We start from the raw sequence: 23,482 nt of genomic DNA on the forward strand, positions 1-23,482 counted from the left end.
CTATTTAGCGGTGAGTCTTTTTATACGTAGTATTAATTCATTAGGACTAAAAGGCTTTACCATAAAATCTGAAGCGCCTAAATCGAAGGCCTCCAATACCACTTCTTCCTGTCCTAAACTGGAAAGCATGATCACCGGTATTTTTTTACCGAACGATCTTACTGCCGCAAGTATTTCCGTACCTGAAGCAAAAGGCATCATAATGTCTGTAATGATGAGGTCTATTTCTCTTTCTTTAATGGCATCAATAGCGTCTTTACCATTGCGTGTAACCACTACTTCGTACCCTTCTTTCAAGAGTTTGTGTTCTATTGTTTTTAATATCAGCTCATCATCTTCAGCAATCAAGATTAACATACTTTATTTATTTTTAGTTTTTATTGATTTATTAGTTTATTTATTAAGTTTTCTCCTCTTGTTATTTCCTCCATTATGTCAGCTTCCATCACTGCGTAATCAGAATTCTGATCTATATTTTTTTCCCAGTCTGCTGCTAATTGTGCCAGTTTGAATAATCCGGCGGTTCCAGAGGTTCCCTTTAATTTATGTAAAAAGGCCTTTGCTGCATCCAAATCCCTTTTTTCTGTAATCTTTTTTAGTTTTTCTGAGGACTGGGTAAGCTCCTGAATGACCAAATTTAAGAAGAATGTTTTAAACCCTTCATCGTCTCCGATCTGCTCTTTCAGCATATCCATATTCAGATATTCTTCAATCGGTAGATCATCCTCTTTTGTTGCTTCTCCTTGTTCATGAGCCAAATATTTTTTCAGCATATTCAGAAGATCATTCTGTCTAAGAGGTTTAGGCAGAAAATCTGACATTCCAGATTCTAAGCATTTTTCTTTTTCCCCCGTAATGTTTCCTGCGGTTACCCCAATAATCGGAACGTTTTTATAGTCTGGCAATAAACGGATGTGTTTTGTTGCTTCAATTCCGTCCATTACCGGCATTTGAACATCCATCAGAATAAGATCGAAAACCTGCTGCTTGCTTTGATCCAAAGCTTCTTGTCCATTCACTACCTCGACCAATTCTGCATTAGGAGTAAGTGAATTCATCATTCTTAAGTTGAGAGCCATATTCACAGGATTATCATCTGCCAGTAATACTCTAAGACGCTGGGTGAATACAGATTGGTCGATATCTTTTTTAGCAACCGGGATTTCAGAATTCTTTTTGGTGTATTGAATTGCCCGGCTTAATGTTGTATAGAGTTCGTCAGATTTAATAGGTTTCAATAAACAGTATGATTTTTCATCCTGTCGGAAAGAGGAAATCACCTCATGTTCTTCTGAAGAGGTATGAAGCACAATAAGAGGAGTCATTTCACCCTGTTTTTCAAACAATTTCTTTATTTTTTCTATTGTTTCAAGCCCGGATAATATCGGCATATGATAATCCATCAGAATCACATCAAAACGTTCACCCTGCATCAATAGCTGAATGGCTTCCATTCCGTTTGCCGCTAATTCGGATTGTATGTTTTTATATTCCAACATGTGCTTAAGGATCATTCTGTTATTTTCATTATCATCCACAATAAGCACACGTTCTATGTCTAAATCTGAAAGGTCTTCAAGATCTTCTATCTCATAAGGAATTTCAAGATCAAAGAAGAATACGGAACCTTCTCCCATTTTGCTGCTCAATGACAGGTTGCTTCCCATATATTTCAGGATATTGTTGGAAATGGTGAGTCCAAGACCTGTTCCTCCATATTTTTTACTTACCGAACTGTCTTCCTGTGTAAAGGCATCAAAAATACGCTGCTGTTTTTCCAAAGGAATTCCTATTCCTGTATCTCTTACAGAAAAACGAATTGTGATCATCTTCTCGTCATTCTTCAGTTTTTCAATCTTAAGCTCGATTTCTCCCTGTCCCGTAAATTTCACAGCATTCCCCAACAGATTGATCAGTACCTGCTTAATTCGGGATTCATCCAGCCATAGTGTTCTGGGTAATCCCTGCTCTATATTCAGAAGCAGCTCCAGGTCTTTTCTTTGTGCCTGATACAGCACCACATTCACAACCTGGTTTGCCAGATCATAGATATTATATTTATCAATTAACAGTTCCAGCTTACCCGATTCTATTTTGGAGAAATCAAGGATATCGTTGATGATGTTTAGCAGACTATTCCCTGATTCGTTGATATAATTCAGATACTGAACCTGTGTCTCATTTAACGGAGTTTTTAGCAAAAGATCTGAGAATCCTATCACTCCATTCAGAGGGGTACGGATCTCATGACTCATATTGGCTAGAAATTCAGATTTTGCTTTGCTTGCAAGATCTGCGAGCTGTTTTGCTTTTTTCAACTCCTCATTAATTTTAACTGAATTTGTAATATTCTGTGTAAAAATAATTACTCCTCCTGTTTCACCGTCATTCATATTCCAGGGAATTACTTCCCAATTAAAATGCTGAGGTTCATCAAATCCTACGATCTCAAATACCTGGTTTTCATTTTTATATGGAATACCCTTTAATGCATCTGCATAGATCTTTCTTCTTTCTTCTGGTACATTAGGATAAATACTAAATAGATTTTTGCCAATAATATCCTGGGTTTCCTGGTGGAACTCTTCCTTCCACCTTTTGCTTACTGAAACATGATTCAGATCTTTATCAAACATTGCAACCGCTGCAGGTACATTATTAACAAAAGACTGAAGCATAGCTTCTTTACGTTCCAGTTCCAGATATGTTTTTTTAGCTTCATCAATATCCTGAATAATCCCGAAAATCCTTACACAATCATCTCCCTCAAATTCAGGAATTCCCTTTACTCTTACCCAAATAATTGTTCCATCTGCCCTCTTAAGCTGAAACTCTTCATCAAAGGAAATACCTTTTTCTATTGCTCTTGTCAGCAAAAACCTCATCCTTTTTTCACTTTCCTTTTCATAAAATGCAATCAGGTTTTCAAAATCCGGAGTAAAGTTTTTATCGACTTTATAAATCTCCCTTGTCGATTCCGACCATAGCATTACACGTGATTTAAGATTCATTTCCCAGCCTCCCACCTGAGCGACAGAACTCGTTTGTTCCAGTATTTTTTTTGTATTGATTAAATCTCTTTCCAGCTGTATACGTTCAGTCATATTGAGCGCGGTACTTACTACATATGGAGCACCTGTTTCGTCAGTCTCTACCATATTGTGGTACATCCAGTAGATCTGATCCCCATCTTTTGCCTGAAGAATCATCATGCCCGAATCTTCTTTATTAACGGTGATACGTAATAAATACTGATCCAGTAAACCCCGATGATCAGCAGGTACCAAATCTTTCAGGTTTAAAGAAGTAACCTCATCTTTGGCATATTTCAAAACTTCCCGCCCTTTTTCATTAACGGACAGAATATTGCCTTCCATATCATGCATGCTCATCAACCCAATGGCATTTTCAAAAAAGTTTCTGAATCTTCTTTCCGAACTTTCTAATTTCTGACGTTCTTGTCTTTCTTGGGTAATATTTCTTCCAAAGCAGAAAATCTCTGTTTTACCTATATTCTGCTTCAGCTGCCATTCTATAATTATATCTTCATCATCGGTTGCTGTACAAGTGGTATAGTCTATTCCATTTTCATTTGCCGGTAAATCTCTGTATAATTCTCTCAGTTTTTCATTATTTACTCCCAACAGACTTATGAAATCTTTCTCAATAGCCTCACTTTTATTAAGTTGAAAGGCATTTTCGAATGCAGGATTTACATTCTTCAATTTAAATCCGTTATCCAGAACACAAATAATATTATTGGTAATGGCAAAGGTTTCAGAAAAATACTCTGCCTGAATATTCTTTCTTTTGCTTATCAGTATTTTGGTAACTGCCTCTCCCAGTTTTTTCAAGGAGTGTATCTGCTTCTCAGAAAGGGTTTTCGGCTTGTAGTCTATCACACAGACCGTTCCCAATATAAAACCCATATCATCAATCAAAGGAACTCCCGCATAAAAACGTATTCCTCCTTCTCTAATAATTTGATTAGAAGAGGAACGATCATCTAAAAAAGTATCGTTAATCACCAACACCTCTCTATCCATGATTGTATATTGGCAAACGGTATCTCTACGGGCTACAAAATCCAGAGAAATTCCCACGCAGCTCTGAATGGTCTGCGTTTCCAATTCCATCATAGCAATAAGTGAAGCAGGACAATCAGCAATAAGACAGGCTGCTTCTGCAAATACATCCAGGTCTGGATCTTTTCCCAGATTTAAAAGATCATATATCTTCAGTCTTTCCAATCTTTCTGCTTCATTTTCAGGAACAGGATATTTATTCATACAGTATAAGTTTGTATTTTATTCAATTTAAGCATTAAAATTAAACATTAAAAATTGCAAAAAGACTAAAAACTCGTTTTAGAAAATATCAAAATATTTTTATGAAACATAATTTCTCAATTTTGTATAAAAATAAGGAATTAAAAAATATCACTGTATCAATCATTATCATGATACTTTTACATAAAAAAATCCGCAGTTTCCCACAGATTCTAGTATTTAACGCTAAAATATTTTAGTTAAAGAAATTTTTTATCACATTGGCTATCCTTTCACGATCCTTATCAGACAAATTAGACCCCGAAGGCAAACACAGCCCATTATTAAATAATTCTTCCGCTACATTTTCACCGTAGTAAGGAGCATCTGCAAATACAGGCTGCAAATGCATTGGTTTCCATAGCGGACGAGATTCAATATTATTTTCTAACAATGCCAATCGTAATTCCTCACGGTTTCGTCCTGTTATTTCCGGATCAATAATAATAGCAGACAGCCAATGATTGGAGTAATAATCAGGTGTTGGCTCCGAAAAGACATCGACTCCGTTTATTCCACTAAATAGCTCTACATAAAATTCATGCATTTTTCTGCGAGCTTCGATTCTATCTGGCAAAACTTCCATCTGTCCACGACCAATTCCTGCTACAATATTGCTCATACGATAATTATATCCTACATGAGAATGCTGATAATGAGGTGCATTATCTCTTGCCTGAGTAGAAAGAAATACCGCTTTATCTTTATCTTCTTTGGTATGACAAACCAAAGCTCCTCCACCTGAAGTGGTAATAATCTTATTTCCGTTAAACGACAGAATCCCGAAACGTCCCAAAGTTCCACAAGCCTGTTTTTTGTATTTTGAACCCAAAGCTTCCGCTGCATCTTCAATCACCGGAATGTTATATTTTGTTGCGACTTCATTAATCTCTTCCATTTTCGCTGGCATTCCATATAAATGCACAACAATGATCGCTTTTGGCTTTTTCCCTTTTTCGATGCGATCTTCAATAGCTTCCTGTAATACTTTCGGGCACATATTCCATGTCTCTTTTTCTGAGTCTACGAATACGGGAGTCGCTCCGCAATAGGTAATGGGATTGGCTGAAGCAACAAAGGAAAATGTAGAAGTAAGAACTTCATCATCTTGTGTTACATTCAACATCACCAATGCCAAATGGATTGCGGAAGTAGCAGAATTTAATACCACCAATTCATGGTTATTCCCTAAGTATTGTTTTAAATCCTGTTCGAAACCATCAATATTTTCTCCAATTGAAGTTACCCAATTTTTCTCAAAAGCATCGTTTACATAAAAAAGTTCTTTTCCTGAAAGATGGGGTGAAGAAAGCCATATTTTATCCTGCATTTTACTGTTTTAAAGTAAATTTAATTGATTTAAAGCAAAATAAGAAAATTATTTTTGGATTCTATCTCCCTGACCTTTTCCGCTAACGGTTGCAAAAATATACTTAAAATAATCTGAAAGTGTGAGGTTTTGAATCATTTCAGCATCTTTAATAGCGAGTTCAACAGGAGTTGACATATCAATTTCATTGATCTGCGAAAGGCCTGTAATTCCAGGTACTACACTATAAACTCCTCTTTTATCTCTCTCTTCAATCAATTCAGTTTGGTTGAATAAGTTAGGCCTTGGTCCAACTAAGCTCATATCTCCGGTTAAAACATTAATCAATTGCGGAAGTTCATCGAGTTTAGATTTACGTAGAAAGCTTCCGAATTTTGTGACAGATGCCTGATTCGAAAGATGGGTAGCTACAGATTTAGTATTGACATGCATCGTTCTGAATTTAATCAGTTTGAACGGTTTTTTATGACGTCCCACTCTCTCCTGCACAAATATCGGCGAACCAGTATCAAACAATCCTATTATATATAAAATTACAAGAATTGGCCAAAGAAATAAAAGCCCGAAAAATGAAAATAAAAAATCAAATATGCGAATCATAATTTAAGTGTAATAGTTTTTAAAGTTTACTTTTCTTTTTTAAAACTTTTAATGGTTTTAATAAGACCTTCTTCTGCTGATAAAGGAAGCTTTTCAATGCCAAGTGCTGATTTTATTTTTTGGTTGGAAACGACGTAGGATTCCGTAAGTTTTTTTAATCTTTCTGAATTTAAAGGTAGCTTTAATTTGTCACCTAATCCAGCAGTTTTCTCAATTAAACCTTTAGAAACCTTCCAAAGCTTTGCTTTTTTCCCTAGAGCCTTATTTACAGTAGAAATTAGTTCATTGGTAGATAAAGCTTTATCATCTGCAAAATTATAAACTCCTGATTGTAAATCATTTTTTATTAACATTTCATAGATCAGATAATTCAAATTATCTATTCCAAGAAAAGATCTTTGATTATGAAATGATGCGAGAGGCCAAGGCAGGCCTTTTTCAACAATTTTATAGAGAAGATTTAGATTTCCTTTGTTTCCTGGACCATGAATCATACAAGGTCGAATAATATAAACTTTCTTTCCTTCTGGTAAATTCTGACTTAAGATATATCTTTCCGCTTCGATTTTTGATTTTCCGTAATGTGTTACAGGGTTTGCAACTTCATCTTCCGTTAGAATACCCTCAACAGAATCAGCCACAGCTTTTACAGAACTGAAATAAAAGAATTTTTTTATATCTGAATTCAAAAACCCATTAAATAGTTCAATGGTTAAATCTCTATTTATTTTATAATATTCATCAGAATCTGAAACATTTGAGATATCATGGGCTTTACCCGCTAGATGAATAATTGCGTCGACAGATTTTAGAAAATCTGCTTTCCAATTTTCATTTCTTAAAGAAAGAGCATTTGTCTTGCACTCTTTATTTTGTAAAAAAGTTGAAAGATTTTTTCCAACAAAGCCGGACGCTCCTGTGACTAAAATATTGGTAGCCATATACTAATATTCTAATTCCTTATTAATGGTATTCCAAATAATTGACTGCTCAAAAAATTCTAAAACAAATTGACGTCCTTTTTCACCATGCGTTTTACATAAATCATATTCATTATAATATTTTTTAATAGTAACTTCAATATCCTTTGAACTATTATTAATAAATATTCCTGTTTCATTTTCAATAATAGCTTCTTCACACCCAGTTGCACGAGTTATAATAACTGGTAATTCCATAGAAGATGCTTCAAGAGAAACTGTAGGAAATCCTTCTCTATAAGTAGCTAAAACAAAAATATTCATGAGTCTGAAATATATTGCTGAATCAGGGACATAATCTGTATATATAACATTACTGTCTGATAATATTCTTTGTTTCGTCAAATCATTTACAGAATCTTTATCTTCAAAAGGGCCTACAAGTAATAGTTTCATATTTGCATACTGCTTCAGCTTTTGCCAAGCCTCTAATAATTCATCAATACCTTTATCATGCACAAGCCTTCCTACATAGCCAATAACAAAATCTCCAGCTGCAATATTCAAAGTGTTTCTAAGTTGGTTAACGTCTTTCTCGGAGTATTTTCCCGGATTAAAGCGTTCTCTTGCATCGATACCATTACATGTCCCTTTTTTTAAAATCAAATTTTTATTTTTTTGATTTAATCTATCTTGCACTGCAAACTTTTCAACACCTTTGCTAACATTAACAACTTTTGTTGCCAAATATCCACTGATTCTCTCAATATTTTTCAGAAGATTTCTTTTAAAAGCTTTAGATGTTTCATAAGCAATACCATGTCTAAAATAAATCCTCTCAGGGACTCTACATAATGCTGCAGAAATCATTCCAACAAGCCCACCTTTTGGTGTATGAGCAACTACAACATCTATTTTTTCTTTTTTAATAAATCTAATAAGTTTATAAATTGCAATTATATCTCTAAACGGACTTATTGATCTAGTAATTTCTATTGGGATAGCATGATAATCAAAATCATCCTGCCACGAAACAAGTTCTTTGGATGGAGTACATGCTAAATAATATTTATTACCCGTTTTATTTTTTAAATATTTAAACTGATTCCCAAAAAAATGTTTTATGACAAATGATATCGTTATCACGTGTAAAACTTTCTTTGCCGATTTCTTTTTCATAAATTTAATTCTGTCTATACTTTGCTCCTGTTAATGTGAATAAAGATAATAAGCCTATGGAATAGTTTATATGCAAAAATTGCAGATTCAGTATATTTTCGTAGATATGATTTCATAATTTTTAATATCTATTGTGTTTCGTAGGACGTAAAATATTTATAATAAAAGCTTTAATTTTTGGAATATTATATTTTTCAGGTATACAGAACTTAATTCTTATAGATCTTACGATATAACTTAATATGTTTATCCACCATCGTATGAATATCAAAATTCATGGAGCGCACCTGACATGCTTGTGCGACTTGATTATAAAAAGAAGGATTATTTTCTAGTTCTAATATTTTTGTCACTAATTCTCTCACATTACCTTGTTCAAACAATATTCCAGCACCATCCACTAATTCTTTTAAACCAGGTACATTGGATGCCAAGAAAGGCCTACCTGATGCCATACCTTCGATACTAGATAGCGACAACCCCTCATATTTTGATGATAAAACTATATAATCTGAAGATTTCAATAATTCAGGTACATCCATTCTCTGTCCTAAAAAAACAATACGATTCTCTAAATTTAATTTTTTTACTAAATCTTGACACAATGACTTTCTTTCACCATCTCCTACTAAAATCAATTTAATATTTTTTGGCAATTCAACTAATGATTTTATTAAAGTGTCTTGATCTTTTTGCTCTCTGAATGCTGAAACTTGAATAATTAATTTATCAGTCTCCGAAATTAAATTTGAAATCTGAAATTTACTGTATTTTGTCGCTTTTTTAATTTTCTGTAAATCTACTCCATTTTCAATTACCTTGTAAAACTTTACAGGTAAATTATATTCTTTCTGAAATATATTTTTTATTTCATCTGTTATAGCGATCTGTAAAGTATAAAGTTTATAAAAATATTTGTCAATAATTTTATAAAAGTAATTTTTAATTCGATTATTAGTTGTGTTATGCTCTGTAAAAATCAACTTTGTTCTATTACCATTCATAATATTTGCTAATGGTACAAAATATTGCGCAGGAAACAAATGTACATGAGCAATATGGTATTGCTTTAAATACCTTCTTAACTTTAAAATATTAGCAACTGAATAAATGTCTTTGTTATTATATGATTTATTCAATACATAAACTTTACAGCAGTTCAGTTTCTTTAACGCCATCGTAAAAGGATGATCATTGTCCCATAACAAAAGTATATCCATTTCGATACCAGCCTTTCGGTATAGTGGAATTGTTTCTAATAGCAACTTTTCTGCGCCACCACTTTCTAAGGAATTAATTATCTGTAATATTTTCATTTTTACTATTGAACTAATTATTCAAATCAGCTCTTTGATTGCAAATTTAATTTTATTAAAATTAGAGTTAACATTTATTTACTATACAAAACTTCCATTTCAACCTTTTCTGAGTATCAATGCTATTTATATTATGTTCGTTTTTCGAAATTAATAATCTTATATTTAAAACTATACTTTTTCATGGCAACTTAAAATTTTATAATCACTTTTTCCATTTGATTATGTAGAAATATTATTAATTTTTTCATCTAATCTTCTTTTTATTAAATTTGTTATATTATGTTCTACATTATTCCAACAATAATTTCTAGCTAAAGTTTTATTTTCTTCCTTTATCTTTAACCTCAAAATTTTGTCATTTTGTATTTTTTTAATTGCGTTAATATAATCAGTAATTAAATATCCCTCAATTATAAAGCCATTTTTACCATTCTCCAAAACCCTATTAAGACCACCCGCATTACTAGAAACAATTGGTAAACCACATGCTAAAGCCTCCAAAATAGAAGTTGGTGTACCTTCACCTAGAGAAGTCATAAGGAAACAATCTGACAAATTATAAAGTTTCTTAATTTCATTTGCAGCTTTAAATCCACATAATTCTATATTCGTCAATTTAAAATGATTAATTTTGTTTTGTAAACTTTCTTTTTCAGGACCTTCTCCAATAATCATAAATTTAATATCAGGGAGCTGACTTGCAATATTAATTATAAGACTTATATTCTTTATAGGTAATAGATTAGCAACCGTTATTACAGTGAATATTTCATTTTCAATATTCTTTTCAGGTGAGTCAAAGAATATTGAATTAATGCCGCTAGGTTGAACTATTACTTCCTGATTTCTAACTGCCAGCCTAAGCTTTGCTGCAGATTCATAACCCGTTGTAAAAATTAGATCTATACCTTTAAGCGTAAAAGGCAGTAATATTCTATGTTGTAAACTATTGGTTATTAAACCATGGTTGGTATATGCTATGATTTTTGCATTTGTTAATCGCTTTATTATTTTTGCAAAAAGTAATGAGCTCCAATCTCCATGTATGTGAATTACATCAAATTTTTTTCTATAAAGTAGTAAACTAAAAATAATTGACATATAGAAAGCAAATATCCCTATAAATGAAGGTTTTATTTTATCTAGTCTCACAACCGGCAAAATTTTCTTATCATTTAAACTGATCTTATCACCCTGATTAAAGAAAACAGAAACCTGTTGTGATTCATTCTGATATTTAGTTAAGAAATAAATATGCTTTTCCATTCCTCCCTTTACGGGAGGAATCTTATAATATATTCTTAGTATGTTCAGTTTCGTTTTCAACTTTGATATATAAGTTTTTAAAATCATTAATTACATAGAAATAATCTCCGATCTATATTTGTAGAAGACTTTATTCCATTCATATTTCTCAACAACATCTTTACGTCCCTGTTTAGCTAACGATTCTCTCAATGATTCTGAATTCACCATTTTCTTAACAGCATCGATGATTGCAATTTCATTTGGCTCGACTAACAGTCCATTAACTTCATTTTTTACTACTCCACTTATCGAACCTACATTAGTAGAAACTATTGGTAACTGTAAAGCCATTGCTTCAACAATTGTTCTTGGCATACCCTCGCTAATTGATGATTGAATATACAGATCGCAACTGATTAAAATATCAATAAATTCTTCTTGTTTAACCCAATCCAGAAGAAGGACATCATTTTCTAAATTTAATTTTTTGATTAAAGTATTATAATTCTCTTTCAATAAGCCACCACCTATCAATGTTAGATGAAACTTTATTCCTGAATTTTTCAGAAACAATATTAAATTTTCATAGTTTTTTTCTTTTACAAAACGACCTACTGATGCGATCTTAACTACATCACCTCTTTTAAAATTTTGCTTTACTTCATTAAACAATTCTAAATCTACTCGATTATAAATTTCAACTACATTTTCTACAATACCATGTCTTTTCAATTTTTCAGTCATAAAGTCATTCAATGATCTAACTTTATTAGCATTCAAATAGATTTTTTTTAAAAATATTCCAAAAAATTTTATAATTTTTTTGGGGGATTCCATAATTCTAAAATATTCTTCACCATGTATTTCGACCATTACTGGTATTTTGTAAATCTTCTGAACTAAGATACAAGCTGCGCCACCGAATATTGCACTTTGGCATAAAATATGAGATATTTTATATTTACTAACATAATAAAATATAACAAAACTAGAAAGAATAAAAATACTTGATTTATCAATTATTTGGGGGATTAAAATTAATGTAATATTATCTTTTTTATACTTTTCAAACTTATTATTTCTTGATCTTCCCAAAATGTAGTAATTATCAAAACCTTTCGAGAGCTCTCTCCATATTTTATAAGTGTGTCCTGAACTTTCAATATCGCTAAATTGATTAGCTGAAACATGTAATAAATTATTCATTAAAAATTGTATTAATATACATTAGTGCAACCTTTTCGGTACTATATTTTTTTACCATTTCAATATTTTCAGATTTTAATTTTGCAATATCACTTGAAGACAATTTAGCCATCTTTATTAAGTTGTTAGTAAAACTGTCAATATCATTTACATCTGACATATATTTTTGCTGTTCTACTCCAAGTATATCTTTTATTCCCCCAGCGTTGGTAGTTACAATTGGTAAACCACATGCCATTCCTTCTATAAGAACACGTGGAAAGCCTTCTGCAGCTGTCGGATTTATAAAAATGTCAGCAATTTGGTAATAATTATGTACAACAGCATTAGGTAAAGAACCTAAAAAGAAAACCTTATCGTTTAAACCCATGTATTGAACTTGTTCTTCAATTTCTTTACGATCTTTACCTCCTCCTATAAAATAGAAATTAAAATTCGTAAGTTCAGATTCAGAATAAAAACTCTTTAAGAATTTACCAATATATATGCCTGATTTTCTGACAGGCGAGAAATTATGTACAAATAATATAACTTTAACGTTTAGGTCAATTCCTAAACCTTCTTTTAAAATATTTTTATCTTTTTGTGATATAATCGAAAAACGTGATAAATCAATATCGTTATATAAAATCTTGATTTTTTCTTTACTAACCCCCACAATATTTACATAATAGTCTTTCATACTTTCGGGGCCGGTAACAAAATAAGTTGTATGCTTTTTTATAAAATTAAAAGGGATGCGTGTTTTCAAATACCATTTAATTTTTTTTATATTTAAAGGCTGTTGATTATCAAATTCAAAAACAGTTCCACTATGCCAATAATAAACATTTAACTTTGAAAAAAATGATCTGAAAATAGCAGTGATAGCAGCCCAATTTGAAATACGAACAAAAAGCGTATTATAATCTTTCTTTTGAGCTGCGGCTATTAGTTTATAAATTTCTATCAAGCGCCCAATTCCAGAATTTTTTATACATTTGACCTTTATTTTAGGACTTTTCACAACAGGAATACCATCTGATTTTTCAATAAGCAGTAAAATATCAATACCATTATCTGCCATTTCTTCTAATAAATTCAAAACATGAAAAAAATGTTCTGTACTATTAACCGAGTAATTATTGAGTATATAAATTAATTTATTATTTTTTATAATCATACAATTTATTTATTTTATAACAAATGCCTACTATAATACATATCAATATCCAAAGAAAGCTCCCCGGTAAAAACCATGTTGCACTTTGATTACAGATAAAAAAGACTATGAGCCACGTATAAGAAGATTTCTTGAAAGAATATAATTTATTATTAATATTTATTGCCGAAGGACGAACAATTTTCATAATACTAAAAATAAAAAAAATAAAAAAAACAAAACCTATCAAGCCGTAGTCGCATATAATCGCTAGAATTTGATTGTTCGGTGTTGTTAAATAGGTTAATTTCCCTTTTTCCATATCTGACAATAAATGATCATATTTATTAAACATTGCCAGAGAATAATTTTGGAATCCCCATAAAGGTTTTTCACCGATATTCACTATTGCGGTATTGATGGCATTAAAGCGATGTCCAGTAGTTTGAGAATTTGCATCAGCGAAATCTCCTTGATTAACTCTTTGTAACAATCCAATTTTATCGAAGATATTCGGAGAAATTAACAAAACACCAATAAAGATGATGCTGAAAAATCCAGCCTTAATATATAATGATGCGCTTGCACGTTTTTCTTTTATATAATAAATGAGAGTAGCAATTATTAAGACTAAAGTTGCTCCAAGAGATGCGCACATTAAAATAGCTACTAAAAAAATTAAATATTGAATTCTTTTTCCATTATAAAGTGCATATATCGAAAAGAAAGAAAGAAACCATGCAACCTGGTCTCCCATTAAGCCAAATGCTCTTGTAATGTTACCAGATTCTGACACTTCACCAATCAATGATATCTTACCAAAAAAGAAAGTATAAAAAACTAGAATTGCATTTAGGCTTGCAAAATTTACTAATGCTTTAATAATCTTTTGGAGTCCCAAAGAACTTATATTAATAGTCTTGAAATCAATAAAAATTAAATAAACAAAAAAAAGCTGTATGTTCACTGTAACTACACCAGTGGCAATATCTGGAGATAGAAAAAATGAACTAATCGTAGAAATAAAAATAAAAATCCAGAACAGACTAGCAGCCTTGTTTTTCCCGAACAAATTAATTTTCAGAATGGTTAATTTAAAAACAATTCTAAAAAAAACTACAAAAAGTAAAATCAAAGACAATGTTATTCCAACACCTTGAAAAGAAAATATAGGCTGTATAAAAAATAATTTTACATACAATAGCAGGACACCTATATATGCCGAGAAAAAAAACTTATTTTGTTTTAAAGAGGGGTTCATTGATTCAAAAATAACTATCAAATATCTATATTTCCTTTTTTCATACTTTTTAATGATGTTATTAAATACAATTGAAGTCCCAAAGTAGCAAAACCATAAGTAAATAACATTCCATAAATAGATGTAATTTTGAATATATAGCACAGTAATACACCAATCAATACTATTAACATATTTGTTCCTTCACTGATATTCACTTCCTTATTAGAATACTTTGAAAGCATTTCAGATCTCGCTACTAAAAAAAACATATGTGGATATACTAGAAAACTCAAAATCAATATTTCAACGAAAAAAAATTTATTAATAAAAATTTTAAAATAACCAATTCCTACCAATAGGAATATGAACTGTAATAGAATGGCAAAATAAATAATTTTTTGATAAAACGTTTCCTTGTATTTACCAATATTTTCTCTGTTCATAAAAAATGCTTCCATTGTTCTACTAAGTCCGAATACAAATGATGAAATTTTTACAAAAACTGAGAACAAACCTATCGTTTCGTTTGACATAAATTTACCGAATAATAGCACTATCAAATTTTCTCTTAATCTTTTTAAACAAGTATTCAAATAGTATGGTGTAAAACTTGAGAAATTAATTCTAATAAATAAAAATGTTTCCTTAAATAACTTAAAATCTTTTATAATAAATTTAACGTCTTCTTTATCATCAAGTAAATAAAATATTATGATCATTATTTGAGAAACTGTAACAGTCCATAATAAATTTGTTAAATTGTTTAGTTGTTTAAAATAATAAAAAAGAACTAAAAATATAATTTTTAAGATTGCAGTAATAAAAAGCATTATAAAATACTGTTTGAGCTTACCCAATGCTTGGAATTTAATATCAAAATATCCTAAGAAGAATGTACTGATTCCAAAAAAATAAACAGTGAAAAAATCAATATTTACAATTCCAGTAATATTTGTTATGAAAACAAAAATAGAAAAAGCAATACTTGACAATATAAAAAAACTCAGCAATTTTGATTTATATCTATTATCATCTTGTAACTTAAAAATAGAATAATTAGTTGGTATTATAGCATATAGTAATCCTCCGAAAGCTAAAATAGAATTAAAAATAGCGAACTCTCCAAATATCTTTAATGACATCAACTTCACAGTTATAAAACTTGCGAAAAAGTTCAACCCGGCGGTTGCAGCATTTATTATAGATGTTGACAATAGCTTTTTATACATATATCCTGATTATGTAAGCTATAATTTGCCATCAACTTTACCATTCAAAATACCTTTCACATCATACAGAACTGTATTTTCATGTTTTAATACTTCTAAATCCAAATTTAAAAACTCTTTATGTGCAACACCTAGAACAATGGCATCAAACTTCTTTGCAGGTAATTGGTCTGTTGTAATTAAGTTATATTCATGTTCCACTTCTTTAGGATTAGCCCAAGGATCATAAATAGATACCTTAATTCCATAGTCTGTTAGAGCCGAAATCACATCTACAATTTTTGTGTTACGAACATCCGGACAGTTTTCTTTAAAAGTAATTCCCAACATAAGAATTTCCGCACCATTAACATTGATATTTTTCTTTATCATCGTTTTTACAACTTGTGATGCAACATATTCTCCCATGGAATCGTTCAGTCTTCGTCCTGCCAAAATAATTTCAGGGTGATAGCCAAACTCCTGTGCTCTCTGCGCTAAGTAATAAGGATCAACACCAATACAGTGCCCACCAACCAAGCCTGGTTTAAACGGTAAAAAATTCCATTTAGTTCCAGCCGCTTCTAATACCGCATGGGTATCAATATCAAGTAAATTAAAGATCTTCGCCAATTCGTTTACGAAAGCAATATTAATATCCCGCTGAGAATTCTCGATTACTTTAGCCGCCTCGGCTACTTTAATTGTAGGTGCCAAATGAGTCCCCGCAACAATTACAGACTTATACAAATCATCAACAATCTTTCCAATTTCTGGTGTGGAACCAGAGGTAACTTTTAAGATTTTCTCAACTGTATGCTGTTTATCTCCAGGATTGATTCTTTCCGGTGAATATCCTCCATAAAAATCTTGATTGAACTTTAATCCTGATTGTTTTTCTACTACAGGAATACAATCTTCTTCTGTTGCACCAGGATAAACAGTAGATTCATAAATAACGATATCTCCTTTTTTTATGACTTTACCTACCGTTTCACTTGCCTTGATAAGTGGCGTTAAATCAGGACGATTGTTTTTATCAACAGGTGTAGGAACAGTGATTATATAAATGTTTGCCCCAGAAATATCTTCTAAATTTGAGGAACAAAACAAACCATTTTTTTGTTGAATCGTTGAGTTGTTAAATTGTTGAGAAAACGGGTTTTCCTGTATTAAAACCTCTTGTAATATATTGTCATCTACTTCAAGTGTAAGATCTTTGCCAGAATTAAGTTCTTCAATTCTTTTTTGATTAATATCAAATCCTACTACAGGATATTTTGTCGCAAATAAGCGTGCTAAAGGTAAGCCAACGTATCCTAATCCTATAATCGCTATTTTATGTTGAGTATTCATCTATGTATTTATCTTAAGTTTTCCCAATACCATTGTACAGCCTCTTTTAAGCCTTTATCAATAGTATGCGTGGGTTGATATGTTAATAATTTTTTTGCTTTTTCTATAGAAGCCAATGAGTGCGGAATATCCCCTTGCCGATTTGGACCATATATTATCTCAATATCAGCAATTTCTTCGTCGAAGTTGCTTAAATACTGTTTTAGATATTGAACCAGATCATTCAATGTTGTTCTGTCTCCAACAGCCGTATTATATACTGTATTAATTGCATTTTTATTTTCTGTTAACATTGCCAATTCATTCATTTGAATTACATTGTCTATATAAGTGAAATCACGAGAGTAATCTCCAGTTCCATTTATTACAGGTGATTCGTGATTCATTAATTTTTTTACAAATAAAGGAATTACTGCTGCATAAGCTCCGTTTGGATCCTGACGACGACCAAATACATTAAAATATCGTAATCCGATGCATTCCATTCCATATGTTTTAGAAAAAACATCTGCATATAATTCATTAACATATTTTGTAATTGCATATGGTGATAGCGGCTTACCGATTACTTCTTCAACTTTAGGTAGAGATTCAGAATCTCCATAAGTAGATGAGGAGGCAGCATACACAAAACGTTTAACATTAGCATCACGAGCTGCTGTTAGCATGTTTAAAAAACCGGATACATTTACCTCATTACTTGTAATCGGATCTTTAATGGAACGAGGTACCGATCCTAACGCAGCCTGATGCAAAACATAATCTATTCCTTGAACCGCTGCATGACATGTCTTTAAATCACGAATGTCACCTTCAATCAATTGATAATTTGGATTTTGAAGAAAGGGTTTTATATTATGGCGGTGCCCGGTTGCAAAATTGTCTAAACAACACACTTCATATCCTTTATTTAAAAAATATTCGGTAAGATTAGAGCCAATAAATCCGGCTCCTCCCGTTATTAAAATTTTTTTCATTTATGTTTTAACGTTTCTTATATTTCTCAATTTAACTTTTTGACTCTACTTGGAGTAATCTATCTATACGATTATAAGAATCTATTCGAAATGATGATCACGATATGTATATGTTTCAATTAATTCATCAATCTTTTCCACCAAGGCTTTTTTATATCTGCATTATAACCATACCCATATTTATATCCATATCCATATCCACTATTTCTTTTTGAAACATCATTCAATACAAAGCCTACATTATGGATTTTTTTGTCTTTAATCTGGTGGTTGGCAAATCTAATCAATTCTTTCTCGGTGTGTCCTGATCTTGTAACATAGACTGTAACATCTGCTACATCAGCAATCAGAAAGGAATCTGTTACCAACATTAATGGCGCTGTATCTAAAATAATATAGTCATAATGAGGTTTTAAACTTTCTACCAATTCCTGATACCTGCCATTTGACAACAATTCAGTAGGGTTGGGTGTAATAGCTCCTGAATAAATTACATCACAATATGGATTAAATGAAGTAGGATGGATAATCTCTGAAGTTTGCATCTGATCATCATACATAAACTCTGAAAGACCAATCAATCCTCTCCTGCTTTCATTATATCTTTGTAGTTGAGGATTTCTTATATCAGAACCAATAATGATTACTTTTTTTCTAGGAGTAGCCAATGTTAGCGCTAAATTCACAGAAGTAAATGTTTTTCCTTCTCCTTTTACTGTGGAAGTAACAAAAATAACATTTCCTTTCTTATTTTTAGGCAACATAAAATTAAGATTGGTAATCAAAATACGGAAGGCTTCTGCTAATGGAGATAAATCATTCAGCTGTACCAACTCAGGATCTCCTTTTTCCAATGAGGGTAATTCTCCAATTACTGAAGCTTCCTCAGATAATTTTTCCAAATCATGTTTTGTCTGCACCTTATTATTAAACAACTCAATTAAATAAATAATTCCGAACGGAATCAATAATCCTACAATCAAAGCGGCTAAATAAATAATCATTCTTTTAGGTGAGACCGGAATAGGATTCGTTAATGCATCATCTACAATACGTGCTTTCGGAGCTGCAATTGCTAATGAAATGGCAGCTTCTTCTCTTTTCTGTAGTAATAATAAATATAACTGCTCTTTAATATTCTGTTGTCTCTCAATGCTCCTGAATAATTTTTCCTGAACCGGAATTTTAGAAATCATTCCAGAAAGACGGTTCTGCTCCATCTGAATATTGGATCCCGCAATCTGTAATGCTGATTTACTTTTCTGCAAGCTTGCTCCAATTGCAGTCCTCATACCGTTGATCTGTTTGGTAATATCCTGTACTAATGGGTTTGCTGTGGTAGAATTCTCCAGCAATCTGTTTCTTTCAATAACCAATTGATTGTATGCTGCAATATCAGAAGCAGTATTTGAATCTTTTAGTCCTACATTTAATGGTAATACCTGAAAATTACCTTGTCTGTTCAAATAATTTATTAAACTATTTACTAGCTCCAATTGAGATTCATTTTCTAGTTGAATATCACGTGTAGCGGCAACACTTTTCAGAGATAACTCTGCCTCCGTTTGGATATCTGCAATATTGTTTCTAACTTTAAAATCTTCCTTTTGATTTTCAACTTTTCCTAGCTCTTGCCCTATAAGCCTGATTCGATCATCAATGAATGCTGCTGTTTTTTGAGCTTCCGAACTCTTATCATTAATAGCTTCTTTATTATAGTTAATGGCTAAATGATTCAGAATATTTTCTGTTTTTTCCGGAACAACATTGTTCATTGAGATCTTCAATACGGTTGCCTCTTTCTGTACTAACGTTACATTTAACTTAGACAAAAGATCCCGTGTACGATTCATTCCTGACATAAACTGTAGGGCATACTTTCCTTCATCTTTAGCAATCTTCTTAAAACGCGGATTTTTCTGAAAAATTACAATTCCAAAAGGCAACCTGACAGCTTTATTGAAAGCTGCATATACATCCTGTTTAAAAGACTCTGATTTTAATACGATACGTCCATTTTGTATTGTTGCTAATACTTGTTTAGCTGGATACTGAACTTTAGGAAATTCTTCAATCACTCTTACCGTGAATGGCGCCGTTTCTTTATATAATTCCGTGTCTTTTACATTTCCTTTAGCATAGATACTTGTTTCCAATCCCAGTTCTCTCACCACGGAAAGCATCAGCTTTTTGGATTTGAAAATCTCAATTTCATTATCTACTGAGTTCGTACCCATTCCACCAATTCCACCCAATTCGGAAATTACTGACAATTCAGGCTGTCCAGAGGTTGATTTTTTTACTTCTTTAATAAGTAGTGTAGCTTCTGTATTATAAACGGGAATACTATATCTTAAAAAAAACCAAGCCGCTATAATCGCTATAATAACACCAATGATAAACCAGTACCATCGATGAAGATAAGGCTTAAGTATTTCTCTTAGGTTTAAAGACTCTTCCTGATTCTGATCCAAATAATTCTGATCCACTATAAATGATTAGGTGTGTAAAAATTAATTTTTTGTTAAAGCTAAAATACCGATGGCCAAAGAAGCAATCACCGATGCTACAGATATATACAGCCCTGTATTAGGGTCTACTCTTGCTGCTTTTTCCCTGTTGGCATTTGGTTGTACATAAATGATGTCGTTTTGTCTTAGATAATAATACGGAGAATTTATAAACTGGGCACTCGTAAGGTCAACTCTCTCTTTTGTAAACTGGCCATCAACATTTCTTACCACCAATACATTAGTTCTGATTCCAAAAGCTGTAAGATCACCAGCTAACCCTAAAGCACTTAATAGTGTAGCATTACCATCGGGAACCAAATATGTTCCTGGTCTCGCAACTTCTCCTAATACAGAAACTCTAAAATTAATTAACTTCACATCTACCACTGGGTCTTTGACATACTCGCGAATTAAATCTGTCAGTTTCAGTCTGAAAGTTTCAATATTTTCATTTTTGGTATTTACCTTTCCTATTTGCGGGAATATGATATTCCCATCCGTATCTACGTTATAGGTAGGTCCTGAAACTGGGATCTGCTGAGGAAGATTATTAGAACTTGGAGTAGAATACTGCGTAATCGTAGAAGCTGAAGAATAGACCTGATTAAAAGGCTTAACCACATCCATATCTTTTGCAGACACCGTAATTACCAGCTGATCTCCCGGCTGCAGCGTGCTTCTACTGTTTTTCACTGAATTGTCTAATGCCAGGTTTTCAATATCTTTCATATAGTTGATCTCCTGTCTTGTCCCACATGAAAACAATAACACCGACAACGCACCGGCCCAAATACAATTTTTCCAATTCATTCCTGATATATTTTTCACAAAAATATGATTATTATTTTTAAACTAAAATCTCAATTTCTAAAACAAGAATCAAAGTCTAAAATTATTTGATCCTTTTTTCCTTTTATATATTATCAGCTTCTCTATGGAATTATAAATTCCTCATCTTTACTATCCAACACCTCAAATTCCGAATTATTACTAATAAATTCAGGTACAATCTTCTTCAATATTCGCACTACCTCTAATCGATCTCTCTTAACCGCCGATTTAATAATCTGTATGCACAATATATCAATCTCATCAAACTCTATTGTCGGATCTTTAGAAATCATGATTTTCTCATGATGCGTATGAATTGTTGTTGCATTGTCACTTAATAATTCTTCGTACAGTTTTTCTCCTGGTCTCAACCCTATAAAACTAATCTTAATATCCAAATCCGGGGTAAATCCTGACAATTTTATCATTCTTTTTGCCAAATCCAAAATTTTAACAGGTTCTCCCATATCAAAGACATAAATTTCTCCACCATTCCCCATTGTTCCAGCCTGCAACACCAATTCACAAGCTTCAGGAATTGTCATGAAGTAACGTATAATATCAGGATGAGTAATGGTAATAGGCCCCCCCTTTTCGATCTGCTTTTTAAAATGAGGGATAACCGAACCATTTGAGCCTAGTACATTTCCAAAACGTGTTGTAATGAATTTAGTTATGTTACCTTCCGAATTCTGTAGAGATTGTACAAAAAGTTCTGCAGCTCTTTTTGAAGCTCCCATAACATTTGTAGGATTTACCGCCTTATCTGTAGAAACCATTACAAAACGGTTAACCTTATATTCTTTTGAAAGCTGTGCTACATTTTTAGTTCCTAACACATTAACAAAAATTGCCTCGTGAGGATTATCCTCTATTAAAGGTACATGCTTGTATGCTGCAGCGTGATACACCATTGAAAACTGATACTCTTCAAATATTTTTTCTAATCTATATTTATTTGAAATATCTGCTAATATAAATTTAAAATTCTGATCCGGAAATTTTTCTACTAATTCCAGTTCAAGCTCATATAAGGGAGATTCCGCCTGATCCAATACTACAATCAGTGATGGGTTAAATTGAGCCACCTGTCTTACAATCTCACTTCCAATAGACCCAGCCCCTCCTGTAACCAAAACATTTTTACTGAAATGTCTTTTTTTCACTTCTTCATTTTCAATCTTGATAGGCTTACGGTTCAACAAGTCTTCAATCTGAAGCTGACGTATTCCGCCCACCAAGTCAGAATCTCTCATTTTACTTAATGAAGGAGCTTTCAATACTTTTAAGCCATTATCTAATGCCAAAGTCATCCATTCTTCAAGCTCCTGCTTGGTCATGATTTCCTTAATAATCAATACTGCATCAAACTTTTTGATCAGATTTTCATTTTTAAAGAAATGTTCCTGGTTATATATTTTATGACCTAATAACATTGCCCGGTTAGAATCTGATCTTTTTGTTAAAAAACCATAAAGTCTATAAGGATAACTAGGATTATGCATAATAGCTCTCGCTACTGAAACTGATGCATCACCGACTCCTACAACAGCAACTTTTACTTTATATGAAAATCCTTTATAATCAATCAGCATATTGAAAAACTGTTTAGTCACCATTCTAAAAAAGAACATCGCCGAAACAGAAATAAAAAAATATAGAAATAGATTAGGATAAAGATATGGAGCTTTTCCTACCAGTATTTCCGTACAATAGTTAATTGTAAGAAGTGTTACCAGAGTACTCCCTGATGAAAACATAATTTTAAAGAAATCAAAAAAAGTTGAATGCCTTATAATTCCTGCATATGTTTTATATACAAACATAAACAGTAAGTTAATAAGAATAATTCCTCCTATTTTTTGAAATGTATATTCCGGAAAACTATCTCTTACATGTAGCTTCTCTAAAAACAGAGAAGAGAGCACTATAGAAAACAGTACAATAAGAACATCTATAATAATAACTAACCAACGAGGGACATATCTTAATTTAGTAATCTTCAATATGTTATCCCCATCGTACAGTACCCTAAAAGCATCAAGCAGCTTTTTCATTCAACATCAATTGGTTTTATAATTTT

At 31.9% G+C, this 23,482-nt stretch carries 17 protein-coding genes; all 17 read right to left on the minus strand.

From position 1 onward, the window contains the following. On the minus strand, positions 1-357 hold the full coding sequence (locus MKS83_RS08855) for a response regulator transcription factor (protein WP_100376499.1): 357 nt from the start codon (positions 355-357) through the stop codon (positions 1-3). 20 nt (positions 358-377) lie between these two features. Continuing rightward, positions 378-4,289 carry a response regulator gene (locus tag MKS83_RS08860; RefSeq protein WP_240582861.1) on the minus strand — a complete coding sequence of 1,304 codons (3,912 nt, stop codon included), beginning with the start codon at positions 4,287-4,289 and terminating at the stop codon, positions 378-380. A gap of 235 nt (positions 4,290-4,524) precedes the next feature. Next, positions 4,525-5,658 carry an aminotransferase class I/II-fold pyridoxal phosphate-dependent enzyme gene (locus MKS83_RS08865; protein WP_240582862.1) on the minus strand — a complete coding sequence of 378 codons (1,134 nt, stop codon included), beginning with the start codon at positions 5,656-5,658 and terminating at the stop codon, positions 4,525-4,527. Between the two features lie 48 nt (positions 5,659-5,706). Beyond that, the gene (locus MKS83_RS08870) at positions 5,707-6,258 is read right to left on the minus strand and encodes a sugar transferase (RefSeq protein ID WP_100376502.1); all 552 of its coding nucleotides are present in this window, start codon (positions 6,256-6,258) and stop codon (positions 5,707-5,709) included. Between the two features lie 26 nt (positions 6,259-6,284). Further along, positions 6,285-7,199 carry an NAD-dependent epimerase/dehydratase family protein gene (locus MKS83_RS08875; RefSeq protein WP_240582863.1) on the minus strand — a complete coding sequence of 305 codons (915 nt, stop codon included), beginning with the start codon at positions 7,197-7,199 and terminating at the stop codon, positions 6,285-6,287. Between the two features lie 3 nt (positions 7,200-7,202). Further along, positions 7,203-8,357, minus strand: a complete 1,155-nt coding sequence (locus MKS83_RS08880) for a glycosyltransferase family 4 protein (RefSeq protein ID WP_240582864.1) — start codon at positions 8,355-8,357, stop codon at positions 7,203-7,205. A 209-nt stretch (positions 8,358-8,566) separates the two neighbouring features. Then, positions 8,567-9,673: a glycosyltransferase gene (locus MKS83_RS08885; protein WP_240582865.1), complete on the minus strand. Its 1,107-nt coding sequence runs from the start codon at positions 9,671-9,673 to the stop codon at positions 8,567-8,569. 222 nt (positions 9,674-9,895) lie between these two features. Next, the gene (locus MKS83_RS08890) at positions 9,896-10,942 is read right to left on the minus strand and encodes a glycosyltransferase family 4 protein (RefSeq protein WP_240582866.1); all 1,047 of its coding nucleotides are present in this window, start codon (positions 10,940-10,942) and stop codon (positions 9,896-9,898) included. 90 nt (positions 10,943-11,032) lie between these two features. Further along, a complete protein-coding gene (locus MKS83_RS08895; RefSeq protein ID WP_240582867.1) occupies positions 11,033-12,130 on the minus strand; it encodes a glycosyltransferase in 1,098 nt (365 codons plus the stop codon). Further along, positions 12,123-13,292 (minus strand): glycosyltransferase family 4 protein, encoded by a 1,170-nt coding sequence (locus MKS83_RS08900; protein WP_240582868.1) that lies wholly within the window; start codon positions 13,290-13,292, stop codon positions 12,123-12,125. The genes MKS83_RS08895 and MKS83_RS08900 overlap by 8 nt, the downstream gene beginning before the upstream one ends. Beyond that, positions 13,276-14,532: an O-antigen ligase family protein gene (locus MKS83_RS08905; RefSeq protein WP_240582869.1), complete on the minus strand. Its 1,257-nt coding sequence runs from the start codon at positions 14,530-14,532 to the stop codon at positions 13,276-13,278. The genes MKS83_RS08900 and MKS83_RS08905 overlap by 17 nt, the downstream gene beginning before the upstream one ends. Before the next feature lie 17 nt (positions 14,533-14,549). Further along, entirely contained in the window at positions 14,550-15,743 is a 1,194-nt protein-coding gene (locus tag MKS83_RS08910) for a hypothetical protein (protein ID WP_240582870.1), read from the minus strand. A gap of 18 nt (positions 15,744-15,761) precedes the next feature. Then, positions 15,762-17,078 (minus strand): nucleotide sugar dehydrogenase, encoded by a 1,317-nt coding sequence (locus tag MKS83_RS08915; protein WP_240582871.1) that lies wholly within the window; start codon positions 17,076-17,078, stop codon positions 15,762-15,764. An 8-nt stretch (positions 17,079-17,086) separates the two neighbouring features. Continuing rightward, positions 17,087-18,055: an SDR family oxidoreductase gene (locus MKS83_RS08920; protein ID WP_240582872.1), complete on the minus strand. Its 969-nt coding sequence runs from the start codon at positions 18,053-18,055 to the stop codon at positions 17,087-17,089. 119 nt (positions 18,056-18,174) lie between these two features. Further along, positions 18,175-20,544 carry a GumC family protein gene (locus MKS83_RS08925; RefSeq protein ID WP_240582873.1) on the minus strand — a complete coding sequence of 790 codons (2,370 nt, stop codon included), beginning with the start codon at positions 20,542-20,544 and terminating at the stop codon, positions 18,175-18,177. 24 nt (positions 20,545-20,568) lie between these two features. After that, positions 20,569-21,378, minus strand: a complete 810-nt coding sequence (locus tag MKS83_RS08930; RefSeq protein ID WP_240582874.1) for a polysaccharide biosynthesis/export family protein — start codon at positions 21,376-21,378, stop codon at positions 20,569-20,571. Between the two features lie 122 nt (positions 21,379-21,500). After that, positions 21,501-23,456, minus strand: coding sequence for a polysaccharide biosynthesis protein (locus MKS83_RS08935; RefSeq protein ID WP_240582875.1), 1,956 nt, complete (start codon positions 23,454-23,456; stop codon positions 21,501-21,503). Positions 23,457-23,482 lie beyond the last annotated feature (26 nt).

It is taken from the genome of Chryseobacterium sp. Y16C, assembly GCF_022488405.1.
Taxonomy (GTDB): domain Bacteria; phylum Bacteroidota; class Bacteroidia; order Flavobacteriales; family Weeksellaceae; genus Chryseobacterium; species Chryseobacterium geocarposphaerae.

Bases quoted from the DNA above. Each gene is read 5' to 3' on its own strand.
- MKS83_RS08855 (WP_100376499.1), bottom strand. From the start codon at position 357: ATGTTAATCTTGATTGCTGAAGATGATGAGCTGATATTAAAAACAATA.
- MKS83_RS08860 (WP_240582861.1), bottom strand. From the start codon at position 4,289: ATGAATAAATATCCTGTTCCTGAAAATGAAGCAGAAAGATTGGAAAGA.
- MKS83_RS08865 (WP_240582862.1), bottom strand. From the start codon at position 5,658: ATGCAGGATAAAATATGGCTTTCTTCACCCCATCTTTCAGGAAAAGAA.
- MKS83_RS08870 (WP_100376502.1), bottom strand. From the start codon at position 6,258: ATGATTCGCATATTTGATTTTTTATTTTCATTTTTCGGGCTTTTATTT.
- MKS83_RS08875 (WP_240582863.1), bottom strand. From the start codon at position 7,199: ATGGCTACCAATATTTTAGTCACAGGAGCGTCCGGCTTTGTTGGAAAA.
- MKS83_RS08880 (WP_240582864.1), bottom strand. From the start codon at position 8,357: ATGAAAAAGAAATCGGCAAAGAAAGTTTTACACGTGATAACGATATCA.
- MKS83_RS08885 (WP_240582865.1), bottom strand. From the start codon at position 9,673: ATGAAAATATTACAGATAATTAATTCCTTAGAAAGTGGTGGCGCAGAA.
- MKS83_RS08890 (WP_240582866.1), bottom strand. From the start codon at position 10,942: ATGGAAAAGCATATTTATTTCTTAACTAAATATCAGAATGAATCACAA.
- MKS83_RS08895 (WP_240582867.1), bottom strand. From the start codon at position 12,130: ATGAATAATTTATTACATGTTTCAGCTAATCAATTTAGCGATATTGAA.
- MKS83_RS08900 (WP_240582868.1), bottom strand. From the start codon at position 13,292: ATGATTATAAAAAATAATAAATTAATTTATATACTCAATAATTACTCG.
- MKS83_RS08905 (WP_240582869.1), bottom strand. From the start codon at position 14,532: ATGAACCCCTCTTTAAAACAAAATAAGTTTTTTTTCTCGGCATATATA.
- MKS83_RS08910 (WP_240582870.1), bottom strand. From the start codon at position 15,743: ATGTATAAAAAGCTATTGTCAACATCTATAATAAATGCTGCAACCGCC.
- MKS83_RS08915 (WP_240582871.1), bottom strand. From the start codon at position 17,078: ATGAATACTCAACATAAAATAGCGATTATAGGATTAGGATACGTTGGC.
- MKS83_RS08920 (WP_240582872.1), bottom strand. From the start codon at position 18,055: ATGAAAAAAATTTTAATAACGGGAGGAGCCGGATTTATTGGCTCTAAT.
- MKS83_RS08930 (WP_240582874.1), bottom strand. From the start codon at position 21,378: ATGAATTGGAAAAATTGTATTTGGGCCGGTGCGTTGTCGGTGTTATTG.
- MKS83_RS08935 (WP_240582875.1), bottom strand. From the start codon at position 23,456: ATGAAAAAGCTGCTTGATGCTTTTAGGGTACTGTACGATGGGGATAAC.